We start from the raw sequence: 19,654 nt of genomic DNA, 5'->3' as shown, positions 1-19,654 counted from the left end.
GACCGAAAGGGCGCCCTTAGGCGGCCGCGCCTTCACCGGCTGCAGCATCGCCCGACCCGTCGGCGCCACCAGCGTTGGAATTATCGGCGATGGCCTGCTGATGCTCCTCGTAGGTCTTGCTGAACGCCGCCTGCATGTTGCCGTCGGCATCGGGATAGAAGTAGAAGAACATGTCCTCGGTTTGGGTCGGCTCGCACACGGCGGTGAGGCTCTCGAGGCCCGGCGAGCAGATGGGCGTCGGAGGCAGGCCCGCATTCGCGTAGGTGCTGTAGGGCGTCTCGGCGTGCACCTCCTCGGCCGTGGGCTCGCGGCCCACCTCGTAGGCCGTGGTGGCGTCGGATTCCAGGTAGGGCCGATCGGAGGCGAGGCGGTTGTAGAACACCCCGGCCACATGATCGCGCACCTCCTGGTCGCCGGTGGATTCCTTGGCGACGATGGAGGCCAGGTTCACCGCCTGGTACAGCGTGAGCCCCTGGCTCGCCGGGTAGCTGTTGGCGAAGTCGCCGAAGATGCTGGCGGTCTCCGTGCCGAACTGGTCGAGCATCATGCGCACGACGGCCTCGGCATCCATGTCCTCGGTCACGGCGTAGGTCTTGGGGAACAGGAAGCCCTCCAGCGAGTTCTCGCCGGCGCTTTCCAGAAACGCGTAGTCGGCCGCATAGGCGCTCGCGTTCTCGGAAGCGGCGAGGAAGGCCTCGGCGGTGATGCGGCCGCCCGTGACGCTCGCCACCAGCTCGGACAGCTCCGCACGGGTGATGTCCTCGGGCACGGCGAGCGTGTCGCCCACCTGGGCGGGGCCGGCCATGATGGCACGCACCAGCTCCTCGGGGGTGCTGCCGCCCTGGAAGGTGTAGGTGCCGGGAATGAGCGCCGAGGCGGCTTCCAGGCGCGTGACCTCGTCGGTGAACTCCCGCGAGCTGCCGATGAGGCGCGCGGCCACGAGCGCGTCGCCGATGGAGGAGGCGGTCTCCCCCTCCGTGATGGTCACCTCCGCCGACTGGCCAGGCGCGAGCAGTTCCACTTGCGAGCCGGCGCAACCGCGGAAGGCGAAGAAGCACACGGCCGCAATGACGACGACGGCCACGATGCCCAAGCAAATGAAGGGCGCCGGCGACTTCTTCGGCATGATGGCGCTCGTGTCGTAGGTGCGGAACTCCCGATCCCCCTTGGCGTGCGCCGCCCGGGCGGCGCGAGAGGAGTGGGACGAATAGGTGACCTTCTTGCCATGGAGAGCCAAGGTGCGGCCTTTCTCTACGAAACGGCCCGGCGATTAGCCCCGCGAATACCTCAAGCGCAGGCACGCTCGTCGAGCCAAGATTGCAAAAACAGACTTGCGGCTATCATATCAACCTTGCCGCGCATCTCCTTCTCAGTCAGACCCTTTTCACGCAAACTCCGCTTGGCCTCGGCCGAGCTGAGCCGTTCATCTGCGAAAACGTGAGGAATGCCGCAGGCGTCGCTGATGCGCGCGGCCTCCTTGCGAATGCGGGCCGCCTGGGGGCCCTCCTCGCCGGCGAGCGTGCGGGGCAGCCCGCAGACGAGCAGCTCCGGCTCCCAGTCTTCCAGAAGCCGGCGGAAGGGCTTGGCGCAACCGGTCACCTCGGCGGCGGGCATCACGCACACCGGACTTGCCACGCGCTCGCCCGGGTCGCTCACCGCCACCCCCACGCGCACTTCCCCGATATCCAGCGCCATCACGCGCATACTGGCTCCTTTTCTCGCACAACCCCAATCCGTAGGGGGCGACCTTGGTCACCCTTCTTTTGTCGCGCACTATTGTCCCGCTCGCGAGGGCTGACCAAGGTCAGCCCCTACGGGGGGATATCCCTACGGCGTCTCGCCTTTCGACTATTTGACTTCCAGCAGTTTCTGGCGCAGCTCGGCTTCCATGCGGCGCATCTCCGCCTCGGCCTCGGCGCGCTTGGCGCGGCCCTCGGCCTGGATCTTCATAACCTCATCGAAGGTCTGGATGAGGTTCTCGTTGGTGGCCTTCAACGTCTCGATGTCCACGATGCCGCGCTCGGACTCGCGGGCCACCTCCACGGTGGAAGATTTCAACTTCTCGGCGTTCTTGCGCAGAAGCTCGTTGGTCATGTCGGTGACGGCCGACTGGGCTTTGAGCGCCGCCTCGTTGTTGGCGAGCCCCAGCGCCAGCAGCATCTGGCTCTTCCACAGAGGAATGGTGTTCACGAGCGTCGTCTGGATCTTCTCGATCATGAGCATCTCGTTGTTCTGCACGAGACGGATCTGCGGCGCCATTTGCATGGCCACGGTGCGGGACAGATCCAGATCCGACAGCTTCTTCTCGAAGCGGTTGCACGCAGCGGCGAGTTTCTGCACCGCCTCGGCGTCCTCGGTGGAGCCGGAGGCCTGAGCCCTGGCGGACAGCTCGGCCAGCTCGCCCTCGCGCACCTCGGCCAGGCGCTGACGGCCGGCCAGAAGGTACATGGTCAGCTCCTTGAAGTAGGTGAGGTTCAGCTCGTAGAGCTTGTCGAGCGTGGCCGCGTCCTTCATGAGCTGCACCTGATGGCCCTCGAGGGTCTTGGCGATCTTGTCGACGTTGGCCTCGGCGGTGTCGTAGCGGGCCTTGAGCGACGTGATCTTGTTCGCCGACTTCTTGAACAGGCCGAAGAAGCCCTTGTCGTCGTCATCAACGTCGAAGTTCTTGAGCTCGGTCACTACCCCGGCGATAAGATCGCCCGCCTCACCCAAATCCTGGGTGCGCACCTTCGCGAGCGCCGTCTCCGAGAACGACGCCATCTTCTTCTGGGCGCCGGCGCCGAAGGTGAGCACCTGCTGGGAGTTCGCGATGTCGATCTGCTGGGCGAAGGCGTCCACCTGGGCCAGCTCTTCGGCGGAAAGCGAGTCGGCGAGGCTGGGCGCGGCGGGCGGGTCCACCTCGATGATGGAGGCCTCGGCCACCTCGCCGTCGCTTACGGGATCGAGCGTGAGCGTCGGGGCGGGAATGTTCGTGAGATCGGTCAGTTCGTTGGTCATGGGGCATCCTTTCTAAGATGAGGCGAGTTAGTCGGTCAGGTCAAGCGGGAAAGCGCGAAGGCGGGAGCGCGGCTAAGGCCCTCTTCGGGCATTCGCGGCAGGCGCGCCCGAAATGCCGGAGGCGGCCATGCGCGACACAATCGTTTACGGCTTCACATCGAAGGGGCCTTCCGTGAGTCCCTCTTGGGCGAGCATGGCGTGCAGCACCGAGATGTCGGCGGACACATCGAGGGAGAGGTCTTGGTACGTGTCGTCGAAGAGCTTCTCGAAAGCGCTGTGCAGCACTTCCAACGTATGCTCGATCTCGCTGCGCGAGCTGGAGATGTTCTCGCCCTGAATAGGTTCCTCCTCCAACCGGTCGTAGGCATCGAGCAGCTTCACCGTGGTGGGCAGGTAGTACGCGGTCAGGCGGTCGAGCCCGGCGATGACGACCGGCTCTTCCTCGGCGCGGGCGAGAATGCGGCCCACCACGTCCTGAATGGCCGTAATGCGCTCGCTCACCGCGGCGTCGTCGATGGCGGCGTTCAGCTCGTCCATCTGGCGCACGTAGTCGCGGCCGCGGGCGACAAAGGCGCGCTGCTCGGGCGTCAGGCGCTCGGAGATATCCTGCTCGTGGGCCGCCCGCGCCGCCGCCTCAGCTGCCCGGGCCGCCTCGGCCGCCTCGCGCTCGGCGAGCGTCTGGCGCTGGCTCTGCTGGAACTGACGATACTGGTGGTAGGCGTTCTCGGTCACCATGAGGGTGGTGTTCTCGTCGTCGATGCGCCCCTCGGGGAGGTAGCCGCCCTTGATGAGCGTGCGCGAGGCGGCAAGGGCGGCCTTGGGGCTCACCTGCATGCGCGCGGCGAGGTCGTCGAAGCCAACGGCCTCGCGCTGGCCCACCGCCCGCTGGAGAGCCTTGAGCCTCGAGGCACGCCGTAGGTTGCGGACGCCGAAGCCGAGCAACGTGGCGAAACCGGCCGTCAGAATGCCGAGGATCGCCGTCACGGCCACTTCGGGATTCCCGGCCACCGCCGGCGCCAGCGCCGAGACTAAGGCGGGAATGCCGAAAAAGACCATGCCCGCCCCGCCGGCCGCCGCCATGACGACTCCGGAGGCCGTCAGCCCCCACGACGAGCGGAAGCGCTTCTTTGCCTTGGCCAGCGGCGCCCACTGTTGGGCCTGCTGGGCCACGGAGGTCACCGCCTGTTGAAAACCCTGGGGAACGCCACCTGTCGGCGCGCCCTGGGACGCCCCGTAGCCCGGTTGCCCGTAACGCTGCTGCCCGTAGGCTTGCTGAGCCGCCCGGCGCTGCGCCTCTTCCTGGGCCTTGCGCGCCTTCTTCTCGCGCTTGCGCTTCTCCTGCAGCTCCTTATGGGCCTTCAGGTTCTTCTCGGGCGACTGCCCTAGCGCCTCGGCGGCCTCGTTCACCCCTTGGTCGACGATGCGGGCGAACTGCGAGAACGCCTTGTCAACCGACCGGCACATCTTCTGGAAATCCTTGGCCGACATGCCGGGAATGGGGCTGTCCGAAGGTCCGACCGACCAGGAGCCGGCGCCCGGCGCGTCCGGCGCCGGCTTCGCGCCCTGGGAACGCCCCTGCGCATTCCCGTTGGCGCTGTCCTGCCAGGTGCCCTGCTGCTCTTGGAAATCTTCGGGCATCTCGTAGACGTACTCGGGGCCGGGTTGCTGCGGCCCGGGTTGCTGCGGACCGGGCTGCCGAGACGCACCGTAGGGTCTCCCCCAGCTGTCGTACGGCCCTCGACCGCCCGTTCCCGGACTCTGCGGATTCATGGAACAACCCCTAACGCGCCCGCGCAGCCAGCGGATCGCATCAAGGCCGCCGAACCGCGCATCTCTTGTTTCCCCGTCATCTTACCACGGCGTTTCCAGCCCCCTGCCCAACCGCACGGAATGCGCACCACCTTTAAGTTTCCGAAAACGAAGATCAACCGAAGCGGAACAGCGCAAGAACGTCAATCGCCGCCTCGCGAAGCCTGCCCAATACCGTGGCGCCCCAGTCGGTCGACGAACAAGAGCTTTTCTGCACGAGATCTCGAGTTATAAGCGTCAACGACAAGCAATGATTCCCACAATCTATCGTTATTCGATACATTATCGACCAAATGCCGTTTGCAGAACGCCCCGGGACGCTTATAACTCGAGATCTCATGCAGAAACAGCCTCCGTCGACAACAAACAACGTGTCCCTTCGCCGTATGCTAAGGGAACCTTCATCAGCGTGAGCCTTCAAACGAACCAAAAAACGCAGAAAGGAACCCAGCAATGCTCAACGAACTCACGCCCAACGACACGTTCTGCGATTATTACCAGCAGTGGGTGGCCATGTACAAGGAGGGGGCCGTGCGCGACGTCACGCTCAGCAAGTATCGGCTTACCTGTGCGTGGCTGCAACGGCTCATCCCCTTGCTGACCCTCGCGGAACTCAATCGTATTACTTATCAGAAGCTGCTGAACGACTACGCCGTCAGCCACGAGCGGCAGACGACGATGGACTTCCACCACCAGCTGAAGGGCGCTGTCCTCGATGCTGTCGACGAGGGTCTGGTGGAACGTGACCCAACGCGCAAGGCCATCATCAAGGGCAAATCCCCGCGTGCCAAAAAACAGAAGTACCTCAACCAATTCGAGTTGCACCGCCTTCTGAACGACCTCGACCTGGGACCCGAGGTGAGCTGGGACTGGCTCATCCTCCTCATTGCGAAGACAGGGCTGCGGTTCTCCGAGGCCATTGCACTGACGCCCGATGACTTCGAGTTCAGCCGCCAGGTTGTTTCGGTTAACAAGACCTGGGACTACAAAACGGGAACAGGCTTTGTTCCCACCAAGAATCGCTCCTCCGTGCGCAAGGTGCAGCTCGACTGGCAGCTGGTCATTCAGTTTTCCGAGCTCACCAAAAGGCTTCCCCACGATGCGCCGATCTTTGTGGAAGGGAAGGTCTACAACTCCACCGCGAACAGCGTGCTAGAACGCCATTGCAAGCGAGCCGACGTGCCCGTCATCTCCGTGCATGGACTGCGCCACACCCACGCATCGCTGCTCCTGTTCGCCGGCGTCTCCATCGCCAGCGTCGCCAAGCGCCTCGGGCACGCCAGCATGAACACCACGCAGAAGACTTACTTGCACATCATCCAGGAGCTCGAGAACCAAGACGTCGACCTCGTGATGCGCTCGATCTCCAGCCTCATCTAGTCGGCAACCGCTCACGCTGATGAAGGGCGATGAGCGAGTCGAGCTTGGCGAAGAGGGAGCCAATGCGGGACTGCTCCTCCCTCGACGGCATCATCAGTCCCATGCTTTTCATCTCCGAGAAATTGATGCTCTCGACGGTCGTACCGACCTTTCCGAACTTAAGCAACAAGTTTCTGCTGTTTCCTTCGAGGTACCCCAAAAGCCAGTGGCTAGATAATGCTTCGGTTGGAACGATGACGCGAATATCCTGGTTGACGGTCATGGGTTTTTGCAGCTCAGCCACAGGAAGCGTGTGCCGAAGAATTCCGCTTCGCACAACAACCACGAGAGATCCAACTGGATATAGATTAAGTTCCGCCGCCCCCTTGTCTGTTATGAGAGTCGTAGTCTTGTCGAGGCGCTGGCTCTTGACGTCCTGGGACGTTATCCACGGAATGCTTCCATTCTCATAATTGCAAGGATCCGCCATGGACGGAGTGTGCCCACCGCCGAACGTCGCCACTTCCTCTAGCTTACGCTGTTCCCAAGTTATTGTGAATCTCCTGCGACCGCTTCGTGCTCGAGCTTTTTACATCATTTCAGCAAGCATCTGCTAATGATTGGGAACAGCGTAAGCTGGGGGAATTTGCGGCTTTGTACAAAGAATCTATTCCAACCCCTTCCGAAGGCCACTACAGATTGGGCGTCCGAAGCCATGGTCGTGGAACCTTTTTAGAATGGGTGGCGCCAGGCAAGCAGATTGGCGAAACAGTGATGCAGAAGGTCAAGGCGGATAATCTTGTCGTGAATATTGTCTTCGCGTGGGAACATGCCGTGGCGATCACTTCTCCTTCTGACGAGAAGGCCCTGGTCTCTCATCGATTTCCGCAGTACAAATTCGACCACTCTGTCTATCCGCCTTTTATCGGTTTACTCATTCTTGACGAAGTTTTTCGCCATCACTTGTGGCTATCTTCGCCAAGTGGAGCAGGGCGAAACAAGACTCTGAGACAAGATGAAATGCTTGAGTATAAGTTTCTCCTGCCTGGCCTGGAAGAGCAACGAGCCGTCTCGTCGTTCTTCTCCAAGCTCGACTCGCTCATCGCCCTTCATCAGCGTGAGCGAGCCGAATCGCGCCTACAGGTCAAAACCACCTTCCAGGATGAATCGCCGCAAAAGATTGTCGGCACGCATGCGCACCTTGAATGCGGGAATCGGAGCGCTCTCGATGGTCGAGAAGTACTCTCGCGCCCGCGCCGTATCCACGCTGTCGATCAGCTTGTCGAAGCGACCGAACTCGTTAAGACCCTCTTCCTCAACGCCGACGATCATCAGCTCCGACAGGATTGCCGCATCCACGCCAAGCAAGCTGCTCGCTCGCCCGATCTGCGCATCCTTAGCGTGGCGCTGGTACTCTGTCACGTAGTCGCGGAACGTCTTGCCCGGATCGACGTACACATCCCCGCTCTGAACGTCATGGATGAACAGGTTCGCGTACTTCTGCTCCTCCTGGCTCAAACTGGCGAAGCTTTTGTGCAGCGCCTCCAGAGCCGCCTCGGTCGCCTCGGCCTCCGAGCCTTCCAAATCGAGCTGCTTGAGCCATTTGGTGAAGTTGGCGTTCATGTAGTCAGTATCAATCTTGGTGGTATCGATCTCCATGAGATGCCCGCTCAGGTCATAGGGGATGTCGGCCCCTCCCCTCTCGCGGCCACCGCTACCGGAGAGCTCTTTGTACCGCTGGGCCAAGGTGAGGTAGGTCGTCTCATCGTAGGGAACAGCGATCACCTCGCAAAGCGTTTCGCAGGCTGCATCGAACTCGTCCTCATAGACGCCCGCAGCCGCCGCCTCCTCGATCACGTCATCGCTTATGGGAAATTCGTACTCCCGCTCGTCCCACTGGAAACCCTGCACCTTCGCCGCCTCGAGCAGCGTGTTGAACGCCCGGAACAGTACAGCGAACTTACCCCGCGCCTCCGCACTATCCGGTAGCCTCGACAGGTTGTTCACCCCATTGTCCTCAAATAGGCCGACTATATCGTTGTAGATCATATTCATCTCTAGCAGATTCTCACGCAGCTTGGGCACGAACAGGCCGAAAGGCTTGTCACCGGAGTAGAGGCTGATGGCCTCCTCGATATTTTTACGCATAGTATGCGGCCGCCGGTAGTAGCGAATGGTGCCGTGAGGCTTCTCCGACTCGTTGAACAGGCGGTTCGTCCGGCTGAACGCCTGGATGATCATCTCGTAGCGCAGCATCTTGTCCAAATACAGCGTATTGATCCACTTCGAATCGAAACCGGTCAGCATCTGATCCACCACGATCAGGATGTTCACGCACTTTTCGGGTGTCTTCTCGATTCCCATGTAGGGCCGCTTGTGCGCCAATCGGTTGGAGACATCGGTCTTGAACGCGGGCCAAGTCGGCAGCGCGAATTCCCTGTCGAAGCGCTTGTTGTAGTCGTCGACAACCTCCTTCAGTGCATCCTCTTTGATGAGCGATCGGTCAATCTTCTCCTGCTCGTTGTCGATGGAGGGGTCAACGAGCACCGTCGTCACCAGCTCGGGCGCCATCTCCTTGAACAGCCGGTAGTAGTCGATGGCCTCGGGGATGGAATGGGTGGCGAAGATTGCATGAAACTTGCCGAATCGGCTCAGGGTGGGCCAGTGCCTCTTGATGTCCGCCACCACTTGGCGCTGGTGCTCGGTCACATCGTGCTGGTCGGCCGTGCCGTACTGGCTCTCGGGCACCATGCTCTCAACGCCATGACAGCGGTTGCCTCTCTCGTCAAGGAAGGGCGCCATGGGCATTTCGTCCATAATCTGATAGTAGACGCGCTCGCGGCGCGGGTCGCCCACAACCTCTTCCACCGATTTCGCCTTCGCCTCGTCAAGAGCCACGGCCTGGCGCAGGTCGAACTCGGGATAGGTGGCCACGGGACACGTGTCGAACCCGAGCACATTGCCGTCGCGGATACCGTCGGCGATGCTGTATCGGTGCAGCTCATCGCCGAACACATCGGTGGTGGTGCTTAGCTTCTTGCGATTCTCCTCGTGGATAGGCGTGCCGGTGAAGCCGAACATCAGCGCTCCGGGGAACACCCGCTTGATGGTCTCCATGTTCTTTCCGAAGGTCGAGCGATGGCACTCGTCCACAATGAACACGATGCGCTTCTTGCGAATCGTCTCCAGATCGCGCGCACTCATGGCGTCTTCATCGATGTTGCCCATCTTCTGGATGGAAGTGACGATGAGCGTGTCGGAGGGGTCACCACTCTTCAGCTTCGCCTTCAGAACATCGGTGCTCTCCGTGGCCTGAACCGCCTCGGAATCATCGGCGAAAGAACGGTACTGCTCCAATGATTGGGTGCCGAGCTCGATGCGATCGACCAGAAATACCACTTTATCGGCATCCTTGGAATTGGCGATAAGCTGAGCACACTTGAAGCTGGTCATGGTCTTACCGCTGCCGGTGGTATGCCAAACAAAACCGCCCTTGAGACCCTTCGTCCCCCACAGCTTGTCGCGGTCGATTACCGTCACGCGGTCGGAAATGCGGCTGGCCGCGTAGTACTGGTAGCTGCGCATCACCTTGAGCACGCCGTCGGAATCATCCGCAACGGTGTAGTAGCCGATGAGCTGGTGGGCCATGGGAATGCTCAGCAGGTGCTTGACGACCTCGCTCCACTGATTGATGGGGTTATTGTTAAAGTCGGCCCAATGGAACTGGAACTTCTCGTTAAAGACGCCGTCGGGACCGGGATTAGCGAAGTACTTCGTCTCCTCGGGGTTCATGGCGACGAATATCTGCACCAGGGAGAACAGCCCTTCGAATACACCCTCGGCGGCGTATTTGCGAATCTGGCCGATGGCCTCCGATACTGGCACACCGCTCTTCTTCAGCTCGATGTGAAACAGGGGCATCCCGTTTATGAGCAGCATAAGGTCGCCACGGCGGTCGTGACCCAGCTTCGACTTCGAGGGGAACATCGGCTGCTGCGCGATCTGATAGCGGCTTTGGCCGCCGGCGATCTCGTCACGATGGAATATCTTGAGGGCCACTTCTTGACCGACATGCAGCCCGTCATCGGCATTATCGCGCGTGATGACGATCTCTTTGCCGTTGATGAGCTCGTTGATGGCCACCGGTGTGCGCTTCGCCCGGATCCTCTCGACGATCTGCTGCATTTCAGTGGGTGTCAGCGGCGCGCCATTCAGGCAGTCGCGGTGCTTGTTGTTATCGAAGAGGATGGATGCCCAGTTCTCCAACAACTGATGCTCGGTCGGACGCTTCAGCACGCCGCCGGCATCATCCCAGCCATAGACCTTAAGCTTCTCGATAACCGCTTCCTCGAACGCCGCCTCTGTATCGAAAATCATCGAAGTCCCTCTCGCCCTCCCCTATTTGCTCAACCGCAGTAGATCACTGTTCAGCGGCGTATTCGGATCAGCTGGCGTCGCGATGCGGGAGAACATCGCCACCAAACCCGACAAGTCCATATCTTCGGCAGCCGCACGACTCGCCTCGTCGTTCTCCTCACCAGATACCTGGCACCAATCGAGGTCGTAGCCCGCATCATGGCAAAGGAGCGTCCAGAACAGTCTCTGGGTTCTCCCATTGCCCTCGCGAAAGGGGTGAATGAAATTGTAGTTGTCGAAATGGTAGGCAAGTCGCTGGGCAAATTCATCCTTCGACAAACCCTTGAGCATGTTGTCTTTCCGCAGCTCATCTTGGGCCCAGCCGAATCCCATGGCTATATTCGGCGACGGCAGGAAGTACTCGGATCCTTCGCGACTTTTGCGGATTTCGACCGTACGCGGCGCACCCGCCCAATCGTATATATCCTGAAACAGGAATCGATGGATAAAGAGAAAGTCCTCCATAGATCCCTTTGGCCGCAACGGCAGACTCTCCAGAAACTCATTGGTGCGGAGCGCCACAAGCTCTCCTTCGGCGTTGCGTAGCCCATCATAGCTCGTTGCGCCAATTAAGTTTCGAAGTATACCTGTATCACTATCCAGATAGGGATCGACAAACTCATGCGCCATGGGAAACGACTTCCTTGCGATTCGTCCACCGACGCTTCGTGCGCTTCATGAGCTCTTCGATGGATATCTCTCCAGCGACGTACTCGTCGGCATCCTCGCGAAATTCCGCAGACACGTACGCGCCCTCCATCTCTCCTGAATGGATGGCCTCTTTCATTGCCCGTTCACGATCCATTTTTTGCTTCCTTTCGTCAGCGTAAGTATTAAACAAACATCTTTTCAAGCATAGCCTTTTTCAGATTCTTCAAGATTTCCAGCTCACGCTGATGAAGGGCGATGAGCGAGTCGAGCTTCTGGAAGAGGGCGCCGATGGCTTTTCGCTCGCCCTGATTCGGAACCAGCAAATCATAGTCACGCAGCGCTTTTGAATCTAAATTCCCTAATGCCCCATTGCCGCCGGCTACCCCCATATGAAGAAAACGTCTATACCATTCTGCGCCCATGGCGGCATTGAGGAAATCAGGTTCCTCTGTCGAGGCGAGCAACATGAATCCGCCATGAACCGCACTGTCAGTTAAACCCTTGATCAGCGCCCGTTTTCCAACAAGCCTGCCTGAGCCATTTGCCGCAGTTATCAGTATGTCGTTATTCTGAACTGGATCGATATTAACAGCATCTTCGCAAACGAAAACGTCATCACTAGATAGCTCAAATCTGTCTTCGTTGATATTCGAGGAACGCAGAACGCGAGTACCTTGCTGCGCATCGACAACATCATTTGGAGTGTACGTTAATCCCCGTCGGAGCAACGCTAGCTCTCCAAATTTACGCTGTTCCCAAGGTTCAGTAAATCCTTCGAAGCGGATCTCGGGTACATCCTCGCCTTCTTTGGGAAACATCTTCTCAAGCAGTGATTGTTTTACCGTCTTTAGTTTCCCATGCTTACGCTGATGAAGGGCGATGAGCGAGTCGAGCTTTAGCAAAAGCTTCCCGATTGCATACTGTTCGTCAATTGGCGGAGCATAATATAAGATCGACTTCAGACTGCGTGGATATATTGCCGCAACGCTTGTTGTCCCCATCGCTCTAGAGTGGATTTGCTTGATCATCTCGTCCGTATTGTAGAGATAATTGAAGAAGAAGGTGTCAATTCCCTTCATCTCAAATCTCGCGATATTGCTGTTAAACGCATATTTCTTGCTTTCGCCAATCCAAGTGGCACCTTTTCCAACCAGCTCCAATGTGTTACGTGTATTGAAGAGAAAGTCGCCATAGTGGGCAAAATGCCCCTGAGCAACCTTTTCTCCATCCGGCAAATGCTCCAACTTGCTCAGCATGAAATAGCCACGTTGAATGTTGCCCATCTTCAGTAGCGGCGCTCCTTCGTCTTGCACACTACCCAATTGATTTGTTCCAGTTTCGACAGAAACTAGATCACCGCCAAACTCATGCTGTTCCCAAGGGTCGTTGAATCCCTCGAAGCGGAGGGAGGGAACGAGGGCTTTTTCGGGCTTACGCTGCTCATCCACGCTACTCACCGCCCAGAAGCTTACGCAGTTCTGCGATGCCGAGCATATCAAACTCGTCGCCCACGAGCTGACCGAGCATAGCATCGAATTCCTTTTCGGCCTCGCCGATCTGCTCCGCCACATCGGCATAGGTGTCCTTGTATTTCTCCTCCAGTGCATTCACTTTCTTGATCAGACGATCGATGGATGCCTGCGGGAGCGCATTCAAGTCGCCCATGAGAGGCGTGACCCACTTGGCCTCAAATAACTCATACACCTGCTCGTCGGTCAGCGCCTCGATAGCCTCGCGGGTCTTATCCTCAAGTGCCGATTCCTGAACCTTGGCCTCTTTCTTCAGGCTCTTCAGCTTCTTCTGCAGCAGCGCGAACTCCGTCTGCTTCGCTGCGATTTCCTCCTCTGTCAAATCGCACGGCTCATCGGAGTCGCTCTCTTCGGCATCCTCGCGGGGCAGCTCTTCTTTTAAGCTCTCGCATTCCCCGTTCAAGCGGCTCATTTCATCCTGCAAGTCATGCAGCTGCGCAGCTTCTGTGCTCAGTAGGGCATTCTGGACAAGGGAGAACGGCAGAACATGGCCCTTCCAGCCGTCCTGCACCTCGACGTCTTTACCGCCCTTCTTTTTGAGCACGTACTCCGGATCGACTTTCCGCGCCGCATCGAAGCCTTCCGTTTGCAGCACTTCCAAATCAGCGGCGACAACATTCCATACATCGTCGAGTACCTGGTAAGCGTCGTACTTATCGACCAGAGAGAACGGCTCCACAAGCCGGAACACCTCTTCGGCCACCGACGCCTCCGCGCTAGGCGCATCGACATGCTCCCAGCCGCCGATAAGCGTCGAGACGAGCTGCTGGCGCAGCTCCGAAAACGCCGTCTGATACCGCGCGATGTAGCTCTTAACCGACTCGTTTTCCCGGACCAGAGCGGTCGTATCTTCGCATCTGGAACGAACACAATGAGCGTTTTCGGCCGCGAACAGCTCCTCGCGAAGCCCGGGAAGCGCCTCCCAATACTTGCCGAGGGCGTCAATCTCCTGAATCGGAATGCCGCCGAACATGGATGCATACAGGTCCCACGATTCCGCAGGCTCGGAGGAATCCACATAGCGCGGGATGTTCAGGTTGTAGTCGTTGGCGCGGATCTCGTCCTTTTTCACGAGGCGCGAGTAGCCCTCGACCGTCTGACGCGCCGTGACGGTATCGACAATACGACGAATATCGGAAGAGCGCAGCTGGTTGTTCTTCCCAACTTTTTCAAAGTCCTTGGAAGCGTCGATGATAAGCACATCGCTCTCGTCTCGCTTCTGGCGCAGCACCATGATGATGGTGGGGATGCCCGTGCCGAAGAAGATGTTGGCCGGCAGCCCGATGATGGCGGCGATCTTGTCATTCTCGATGAGGTTGCGACGAATCGCGCCCTCCTCTCCCCCTCGGAACAGGACACCGTGAGGCAAGACGATGCACATGATGCCCGAGGGCTTCAAATGGTATAGGTCGTGCAGCAGAAACGCGTAGTCCGCCTTCGAACGCGGGGCGACACCGTAGGCAAACCGAATATCGTTCTCCTTGCCTTCCGGCTCCCATCGCTGCGAATACGGAGGATTGGAAACCACCGCGTCCACGTAAAGCGGGTCGTAGGTACCCGACGGATCCGAATCGTCGAAATAAGGCCAGTCGTCTTCCAGGGTGTCGCCGTTGCGCACCGTGATGTTCGATGGCTTGATGCCCCGCATGATGAGGTTCATGCGGGTAAGGTTATAGGTAGACTGATTGAGCTCCTGAGCGTAGTAGGCGATGCCGTCCTCATCTCCCATGCGGCGCTTCACCGCGTCGCCGATGGTGATGAGCAGCGAACCGGAACCGCTCGTGGGGTCGTAGATGCGAATGTTATCCTGACTTTGTAGATGATGGGCCACGATATCGGCCATAAGCACCGACACCTCGTGGGGCGTGTAAAACTCGCCGGCCTTCTTGCCCGCGTTGGAGGCGAATTTTGAGATTAGATCCTCGTAGATGTAGCCCAGCACATCGTAATCCTGACGCGTGCTCATGGGAATGGTTTGAATGAGATGGATGAGGTCGCGCACGGCTTTCGTCTGCGAGCCGGTGTTGTCGCCAAGCTTGCTTAAGCCCGTCTGAAGGGTGATGAAGATGCCGTCGAACACTTGCTTGTAATGGGGACTCACGAGGCGGCTGAAGGCCGAGAGCGCTTCATACACCCGTGACACGGCGAAGTCGTTGCCGGCCCGGACCCAGGTGGAGAACAGGTTCTGATAGGAGATGAAGTAGCCGAGACGGTTCTGGGCATAGCCCACGGTCTCCTCATCCTCTTCCACCAGCTGTTCCAAATCGGCGACCGTCATGCCCTCGCCCAGGAAGAACTGCTCCTCTTTCTCGGAGAGGTACTTGTAGAAGATAAAGCCGAGAATGAAGTCCTTGTACTCGCTCGCATCCACCTTGCCCCGCATGCGGTTGGCAGATTCCCAGATTTTCGCAGCAAGCTGTTGCTTGTTCATTCCGTTCCCTTTCGAATCTCAGCGCAGATCGATTCATTATAGCTAACGCTTGATTACAGCGTGAGAATCAATTGGGGCAATGCTCCCAGACGACGCGGTTATACCGACATTTATACCGACATTTATACCGACATTTATACCGACATTTATACCGACATTTATACCGACATTTATACCGACATTTATACCGACATGACCGTCGTTCAACGAAATTCTCTCGAACACGCATAGCCGCATACCCCAAGGCGCAAAAAGAGGGGCGAGGCAAATCGCCACGCCCCTCTTGCAATCGCCCTTCCGCGTCGCTACAGGATCATGTTGCGGGCGATCTCCAGGGCCTCGTCGATGCCGTCGGGGTTCTTGCCGCCGGCCTGGGCCATGGTGGGCTTGCCGCCGCCACCGCCCTGGATGGCCGGGCCCATGGCCTTGATGATGGCCCCGGCGTTGAAACCCGCCGCCACGGCCTCGTCGGTGCCGGCGGCCATGAGTACGGGCTTGCCGTCGTTCACACCGGCCACCACCATGGCGCCGGGCGCGTCCATGCGGCTGCGCACGACATCCCACATGTTGCGCATCTGCCCGCCGTCGCGCACCTCGGTGCGCGCGATGATGACGGGATACCCCGCCGGCGCCTGCTGCACTTGGGAAAGCAACGTCGCGAACATATCGTCGCCGATCATGCTCTTGGCGCGCTTGGCTTTGGTGCGCATCTCCTTCAGGGCCTTCTGGTCGGCCGCCACGCGCTCGGACACGTCGAAGGGCGGCACGCGCAAGGTGGCCGCGGCCTCCTTCAGCTCGGCCTCCACCTTGTTCACATAGGCGAGCGCGCCGCAGCTCGTCACGGCCTCGATGCGGCGCACGTTGGCGCCCACCGACGACTCGCTCGTGATCTTCAAAAAGCCGATCTCGGCGGTGTTGCTCACATGGCAGCCGCCACACAGCTCGCGGGAGAGGTCGCCCGCCTCCACCACGCGCACGACCTCGCCGTACTTCTCGCCGAACAAGCCCGTCACGCCGGCGGCGCGGGCCTCTTCCAGCGACGTCTCGTAAATGGTGGTGGGCGTGGCGCTCATGATGTGTTCGTTGGCCTCGCGCTCCACCTCGGCCAGCTGCTCGGGCGTGCACGCCTCGAAATGGGTGAAGTCGAAGCGCAGGCGGTCGGGCCCCACGTAGGAGCCGGCCTGCTTCACGTGGTCGCCGAGCACGCGGCGCAGCGCGGCATGCAGGATGTGGGTGGCGGTGTGGTTGCGCTCGATGGCGGCGCGGCGGTTCGCGTCCACGCGGGCCACGACGGTATCGCCCTCGGCAAGCCCGGTCTCCTCGGCGCGCACCGCGTGCACGAACAGGCCCTTCTCGGGAGCCTTCGTGTCCAGCACGAAAATGCGTCCCTCGCCGTTCTCGATGATGCCGGTGTCCCCCACTTCTCCGCCCATCTCGGCGTAGAAGGGCGTGGCGGCCAGCACCACCTCGCCGGTCTGCCCCGGCGCCAGGGTGCCCACGCGCTCGCCATCGACGACGACGGCCAGCACGCGCGTCTCGGCGGCGGTGGCATCGTAACCGATGAACTCCGTGGGGCCGAGCTCGTTCAAAAGATCACTGTAGATGCCGCCGTAGGTGGACCAGGCCGCCTCGGCGTCCTTCGCGCCGGCGGCGCGGGCGCGCTCGCGCTGAGCCTCCATGGCGGCCTCGAAGGCCTCCATGTCCACTTTCACGCCGCGGCCCTCCGCGATCTCCTGGGTCACTTCCACGGGGAAGCCGTAGGTGTCGTGCAGGGTGAAGGCCTCCTCGCCGGAGAGCACGTCGCCCTCGAGCTTGCCTAGGGCCTCCTCCAGGTAGGCCTGGCCCTGGCGCAGGGTGGCGCCGAAGCGGTCCTCCTCGGCCATGATGAGGCCGCGCTCAAGCTCGCGGTTCTCCACGATCTCGGGGTACACATCTCCCATGAGCCGCACGATCTCGTCCACGTACTCGTTGAGGAAGTGCCCCTCGATGCCGATGAGCTGGGCCTTCATGATGGCACGGCGCAGCAGGCGGCGCAGCACGTAGCCGCGTCCCTCGTTGCCCGGCAGAATGCCGTCGGCGATCATGAAGGTGACCGAGCGGGAGTGATCGGCAATGATGCGCAGGGCCAGGTCGGTCTCGGCATCCTCGCCGTAAGTCACGCCGGCCAGCCGCTCGCCCACGGCCACCAGGCTGCGCAGCACGTCGGTCTCGTAGTTGGACTGCACGCCCTGCATGATGGCGGCCATGCGCTCGAGCCCCATGCCCGTGTCGATGTTCTTCTTGGGAAGGGGCGCCAAGGTGCCGTCCTCCTGGCCGTCGTACTGGGTGAACACGCAGTTCCAGTACTCCAGGAACCGGTCGCAGTCGCAGCCCGGCGCGCAGTCGGGGCTGCCGCAGCCGAACTCGGGGCCCTGGTCGTAGTAGATCTCCGAGCAGGGGCCGCAGGGGCCGGTGGGGCCGGCGCGCCAGAAGTTGTCGTCCTCGCCGAGGCGCGAGATGTGGTCCTCGGGCACGCCCAGGTTCTTCCAAATCTCGATGGTCTCGTCGTCATCCTCGAACACCGTGAAGTACAAACGCTCCGGCGGCAGCCCCAGCACGTTCACGGAGAAGTCGTAGGCCCAGGCGCACATCTCTTCCTTGAAGTACTCGCCGAAGGAGAAGTTGCCGAGCATCTCGAAGAAGCTCAGATGGCGGCCCGTGGTGCCGATGATGTCGATGTCGTTGGTGCGCACGCACTTCTGCACGGAGGTGGTGCCGATGTAGGGCGCCTCCAGCTGCTTCTGCTGCAGGAAGTAGGGCTTGAACTGCACCATGCCGGCGCTCGTCAGAAGAAGCGACGGATCGTCGGGAATGAGCGAGGAGGAGGGCACGAGCTTGCAGCCCTTCTCCTGGAAGTAGTTCAGGTACTTCTCGCGAATCTCAGCGGTGGTCATGTAACGCATAGGTGTTCTATCCGTCCTTTACGGTCAACGAAAACAGTTGCAGCAGATTATAGCGCTCCTTGCGCGCTACTTTTTGGAAGACGACGTGTCATCATGGGAATGGCGCGCCGTCACCTTCCCATGGGCCTGCGAGCGCAGCTTCGGCAACTTGCGGCCGAACAGCGTCGCGTCGTCCAGCTTGATGGGCTTCATGGAGCCGGTGGTGACGCCCGGTGACGTGGCGTCCGACAGCGGGTTCACTTCCTCGTTGTCCGACGGCACGCCCTTGAAGAACACGCCGTCCTCGGCCACCAGGTGCCGGCCGGTCTTCTTCTCGAAGTAGTAGACGAACACCGACTTGGCCACGGCCACCAGCGGGATGGAGGCGAGCATGCCCACGAGCGACCCCATAAGACCGCTCATGGCGCCGCCGAGGGCCGAGCCCACCATCAACGCGATAAGGGTGAGGGCCGGGTGGATGTCCACCGAGTTCGCCATGATCTTCGGCGAGACGAAGGTGTAGACGAGCTGCTGGATGACCACGGTCCCGGCCAGGGCGATAAGGGCCACCAGCGGGCTCACGAAGACGGCCGCGATGGCCGCGAGCGCACCTCCCAGCCACGGGCCGATGATGGGGATGATGTTCATCACACCGGTGATGAGGCCGAGCACGGCCGCGTTGGGCACGCCGACGACCTGGAACAGAATGCCGCAGCCCACGCCGATGACGGCGCACTGTAGAAGCGTTCCCTTGATGTAGCCGCCCATGACGCGGGTGAAGGTGGCGTGGAAGAACTCGGCGTCCTCGGCGTGCTTGGGGCCGATGAGCCGGCGCGTCTCGCGGCCCATGGCCGGCAGCTCCATGAGGATCCAGAAGGCGATGACGAGCGCAAACCCTAAGGCCATAAGGCCGTTGGCCAGCGTCGTGGAGAAGGCCACGATGCCGTTGGCGCTGCCCTGGGCGATGGAGGAGGCCCAGGATGCGGCCGACTTCTGCACCTCGCTGATGACGTTCTTCACCGTTTCGTCCTCGAGCATCGGGGCATAGCGGGCGTACAGGTCGTTGCCCCAGGCGATGACCGCATCAACATAATGGGGCAGGTTGCTGACCAAGTCGTTGAACTGAGCGTTCAAGCCGAACATTGGCGAGAACAGAAGGAAGCCGATAAGGGCGAGCACGAGCGCCATGATGATGTAGGCGATCGTGGTACCCAAACCGCGGTTGACGTGGTGCTTCTCCAGCCCGTTCACAATGCCGCGCAGGCAGAAGACGATGATGACGGTCCAGATGAGAATGGCCACGGGCACCGACAGGATGTTCAGCAGGTAGACGATCGCTGCCAGAAGCAGGATGGCCGCCACCACGGCCCACAGGTCGAAAAAGCGCGTGCGGGCGCGGGCCTGCTTGGTGCGCGAGATGGCGTTGGCGGCAGCGGTGGCCGCGGCGGCCGCGCTGCGCGGGTTGTTGACGGAAGCGGGCGCGTCGGCTCCTCCCTGCGATTGAGACGCGTCGGTGCTCATGGGAATCTCCTCAGGTGCAA

At 60.4% G+C, this 19,654-nt stretch carries 13 protein-coding genes and 1 pseudogene; 2 read left to right on the top strand and 12 right to left on the bottom strand.

All coding sequences use genetic code 11. The annotated features are described in order from the left end of the window. Positions 1–16: 16 nt before the first annotated feature. The 4 genes from mltG to AEQU_RS11750 all read right to left on the bottom strand — a co-directional run bounded on the left by mltG (position 17) and on the right by AEQU_RS11750 (position 4,767). Positions 17–1,237 carry an endolytic transglycosylase MltG gene (gene mltG / locus AEQU_RS02985; RefSeq protein ID WP_022739444.1) on the bottom strand — a complete coding sequence of 407 codons (1,221 nt, stop codon included), beginning with the start codon at positions 1,235–1,237 and terminating at the stop codon, positions 17–19. 50 nt (positions 1,238–1,287) lie between these two features. Then, positions 1,288–1,704, bottom strand: coding sequence for a Holliday junction resolvase RuvX (ruvX, locus tag AEQU_RS02980; protein WP_022739443.1), 417 nt, complete (start codon positions 1,702–1,704; stop codon positions 1,288–1,290). A 144-nt stretch (positions 1,705–1,848) separates the two neighbouring features. Further along, positions 1,849–2,997, bottom strand: coding sequence for a toxic anion resistance protein (locus tag AEQU_RS02975; protein ID WP_022739442.1), 1,149 nt, complete (start codon positions 2,995–2,997; stop codon positions 1,849–1,851). A 144-nt stretch (positions 2,998–3,141) separates the two neighbouring features. Then, positions 3,142–4,767: a 5-bromo-4-chloroindolyl phosphate hydrolysis family protein gene (locus tag AEQU_RS11750; protein WP_144079461.1), complete on the bottom strand. Its 1,626-nt coding sequence runs from the start codon at positions 4,765–4,767 to the stop codon at positions 3,142–3,144. A gap of 492 nt (positions 4,768–5,259) precedes the next feature. Between AEQU_RS11750 and AEQU_RS02965 the strand changes: the two genes are divergently transcribed. After that, positions 5,260–6,186 carry a site-specific integrase gene (locus tag AEQU_RS02965; RefSeq protein ID WP_022739440.1) on the top strand — a complete coding sequence of 309 codons (927 nt, stop codon included), beginning with the start codon at positions 5,260–5,262 and terminating at the stop codon, positions 6,184–6,186. On the opposite strand, the gene AEQU_RS02960 is transcribed toward AEQU_RS02965, so the two are convergent. Next, the gene (locus tag AEQU_RS02960; RefSeq protein ID WP_084280375.1) at positions 6,179–6,718 is read right to left on the bottom strand and encodes a restriction endonuclease subunit S; all 540 of its coding nucleotides are present in this window, start codon (positions 6,716–6,718) and stop codon (positions 6,179–6,181) included. The two genes, AEQU_RS02965 and AEQU_RS02960, sit on opposite strands and share 8 nt — an antisense overlap. A gap of 23 nt (positions 6,719–6,741) precedes the next feature. On the opposite strand from AEQU_RS02960, the pseudogene AEQU_RS13115 reads away from it, so the two are divergent. Continuing rightward, a pseudogene (locus AEQU_RS13115) lies at positions 6,742–7,281 on the top strand (restriction endonuclease subunit S); the annotation flags it as partial. 21 nt (positions 7,282–7,302) lie between these two features. Here the strand turns inward: AEQU_RS13115 and AEQU_RS02955 are convergent. The 7 genes from AEQU_RS02955 to AEQU_RS02925 all read right to left on the bottom strand — a co-directional run bounded on the left by AEQU_RS02955 (position 7,303) and on the right by AEQU_RS02925 (position 19,634). Continuing rightward, positions 7,303–10,542 carry a type I restriction endonuclease subunit R, EcoR124 family gene (locus tag AEQU_RS02955; RefSeq protein ID WP_022739438.1) on the bottom strand — a complete coding sequence of 1,080 codons (3,240 nt, stop codon included), beginning with the start codon at positions 10,540–10,542 and terminating at the stop codon, positions 7,303–7,305. 21 nt (positions 10,543–10,563) lie between these two features. Beyond that, a complete protein-coding gene (locus AEQU_RS02950; RefSeq protein ID WP_051353375.1) occupies positions 10,564–11,211 on the bottom strand; it encodes a Fic/DOC family protein in 648 nt (215 codons plus the stop codon). Next, positions 11,201–11,386: an antitoxin VbhA family protein gene (locus tag AEQU_RS02945; RefSeq protein WP_022739436.1), complete on the bottom strand. Its 186-nt coding sequence runs from the start codon at positions 11,384–11,386 to the stop codon at positions 11,201–11,203. The genes AEQU_RS02950 and AEQU_RS02945 overlap by 11 nt, the downstream gene beginning before the upstream one ends. Before the next feature lie 28 nt (positions 11,387–11,414). Beyond that, on the bottom strand, positions 11,415–12,680 hold the full coding sequence (locus AEQU_RS11745; RefSeq protein WP_158318395.1) for a restriction endonuclease subunit S domain-containing protein: 1,266 nt from the start codon (positions 12,678–12,680) through the stop codon (positions 11,415–11,417). A 1-nt stretch (position 12,681) separates the two neighbouring features. Then, complete coding sequence (locus AEQU_RS02935) at positions 12,682–15,192, bottom strand: type I restriction-modification system subunit M (RefSeq protein ID WP_022739434.1); 2,511 nt, start codon at positions 15,190–15,192, stop codon at positions 12,682–12,684. A gap of 305 nt (positions 15,193–15,497) precedes the next feature. Further along, on the bottom strand, positions 15,498–18,134 hold the full coding sequence (gene alaS, locus AEQU_RS02930) for an alanine--tRNA ligase (protein WP_022739432.1): 2,637 nt from the start codon (positions 18,132–18,134) through the stop codon (positions 15,498–15,500). Between the two features lie 66 nt (positions 18,135–18,200). Next, on the bottom strand, positions 18,201–19,634 hold the full coding sequence (locus AEQU_RS02925; protein ID WP_022739431.1) for an AI-2E family transporter: 1,434 nt from the start codon (positions 19,632–19,634) through the stop codon (positions 18,201–18,203). Positions 19,635–19,654: the final 20 nt, after the last annotated feature.

This window comes from Adlercreutzia equolifaciens DSM 19450, from assembly GCF_000478885.1.
GTDB lineage: Bacteria > Actinomycetota > Coriobacteriia > Coriobacteriales > Eggerthellaceae > Adlercreutzia > Adlercreutzia equolifaciens.
This window is presented reverse-complemented; position numbering and strand designations above follow the sequence as displayed.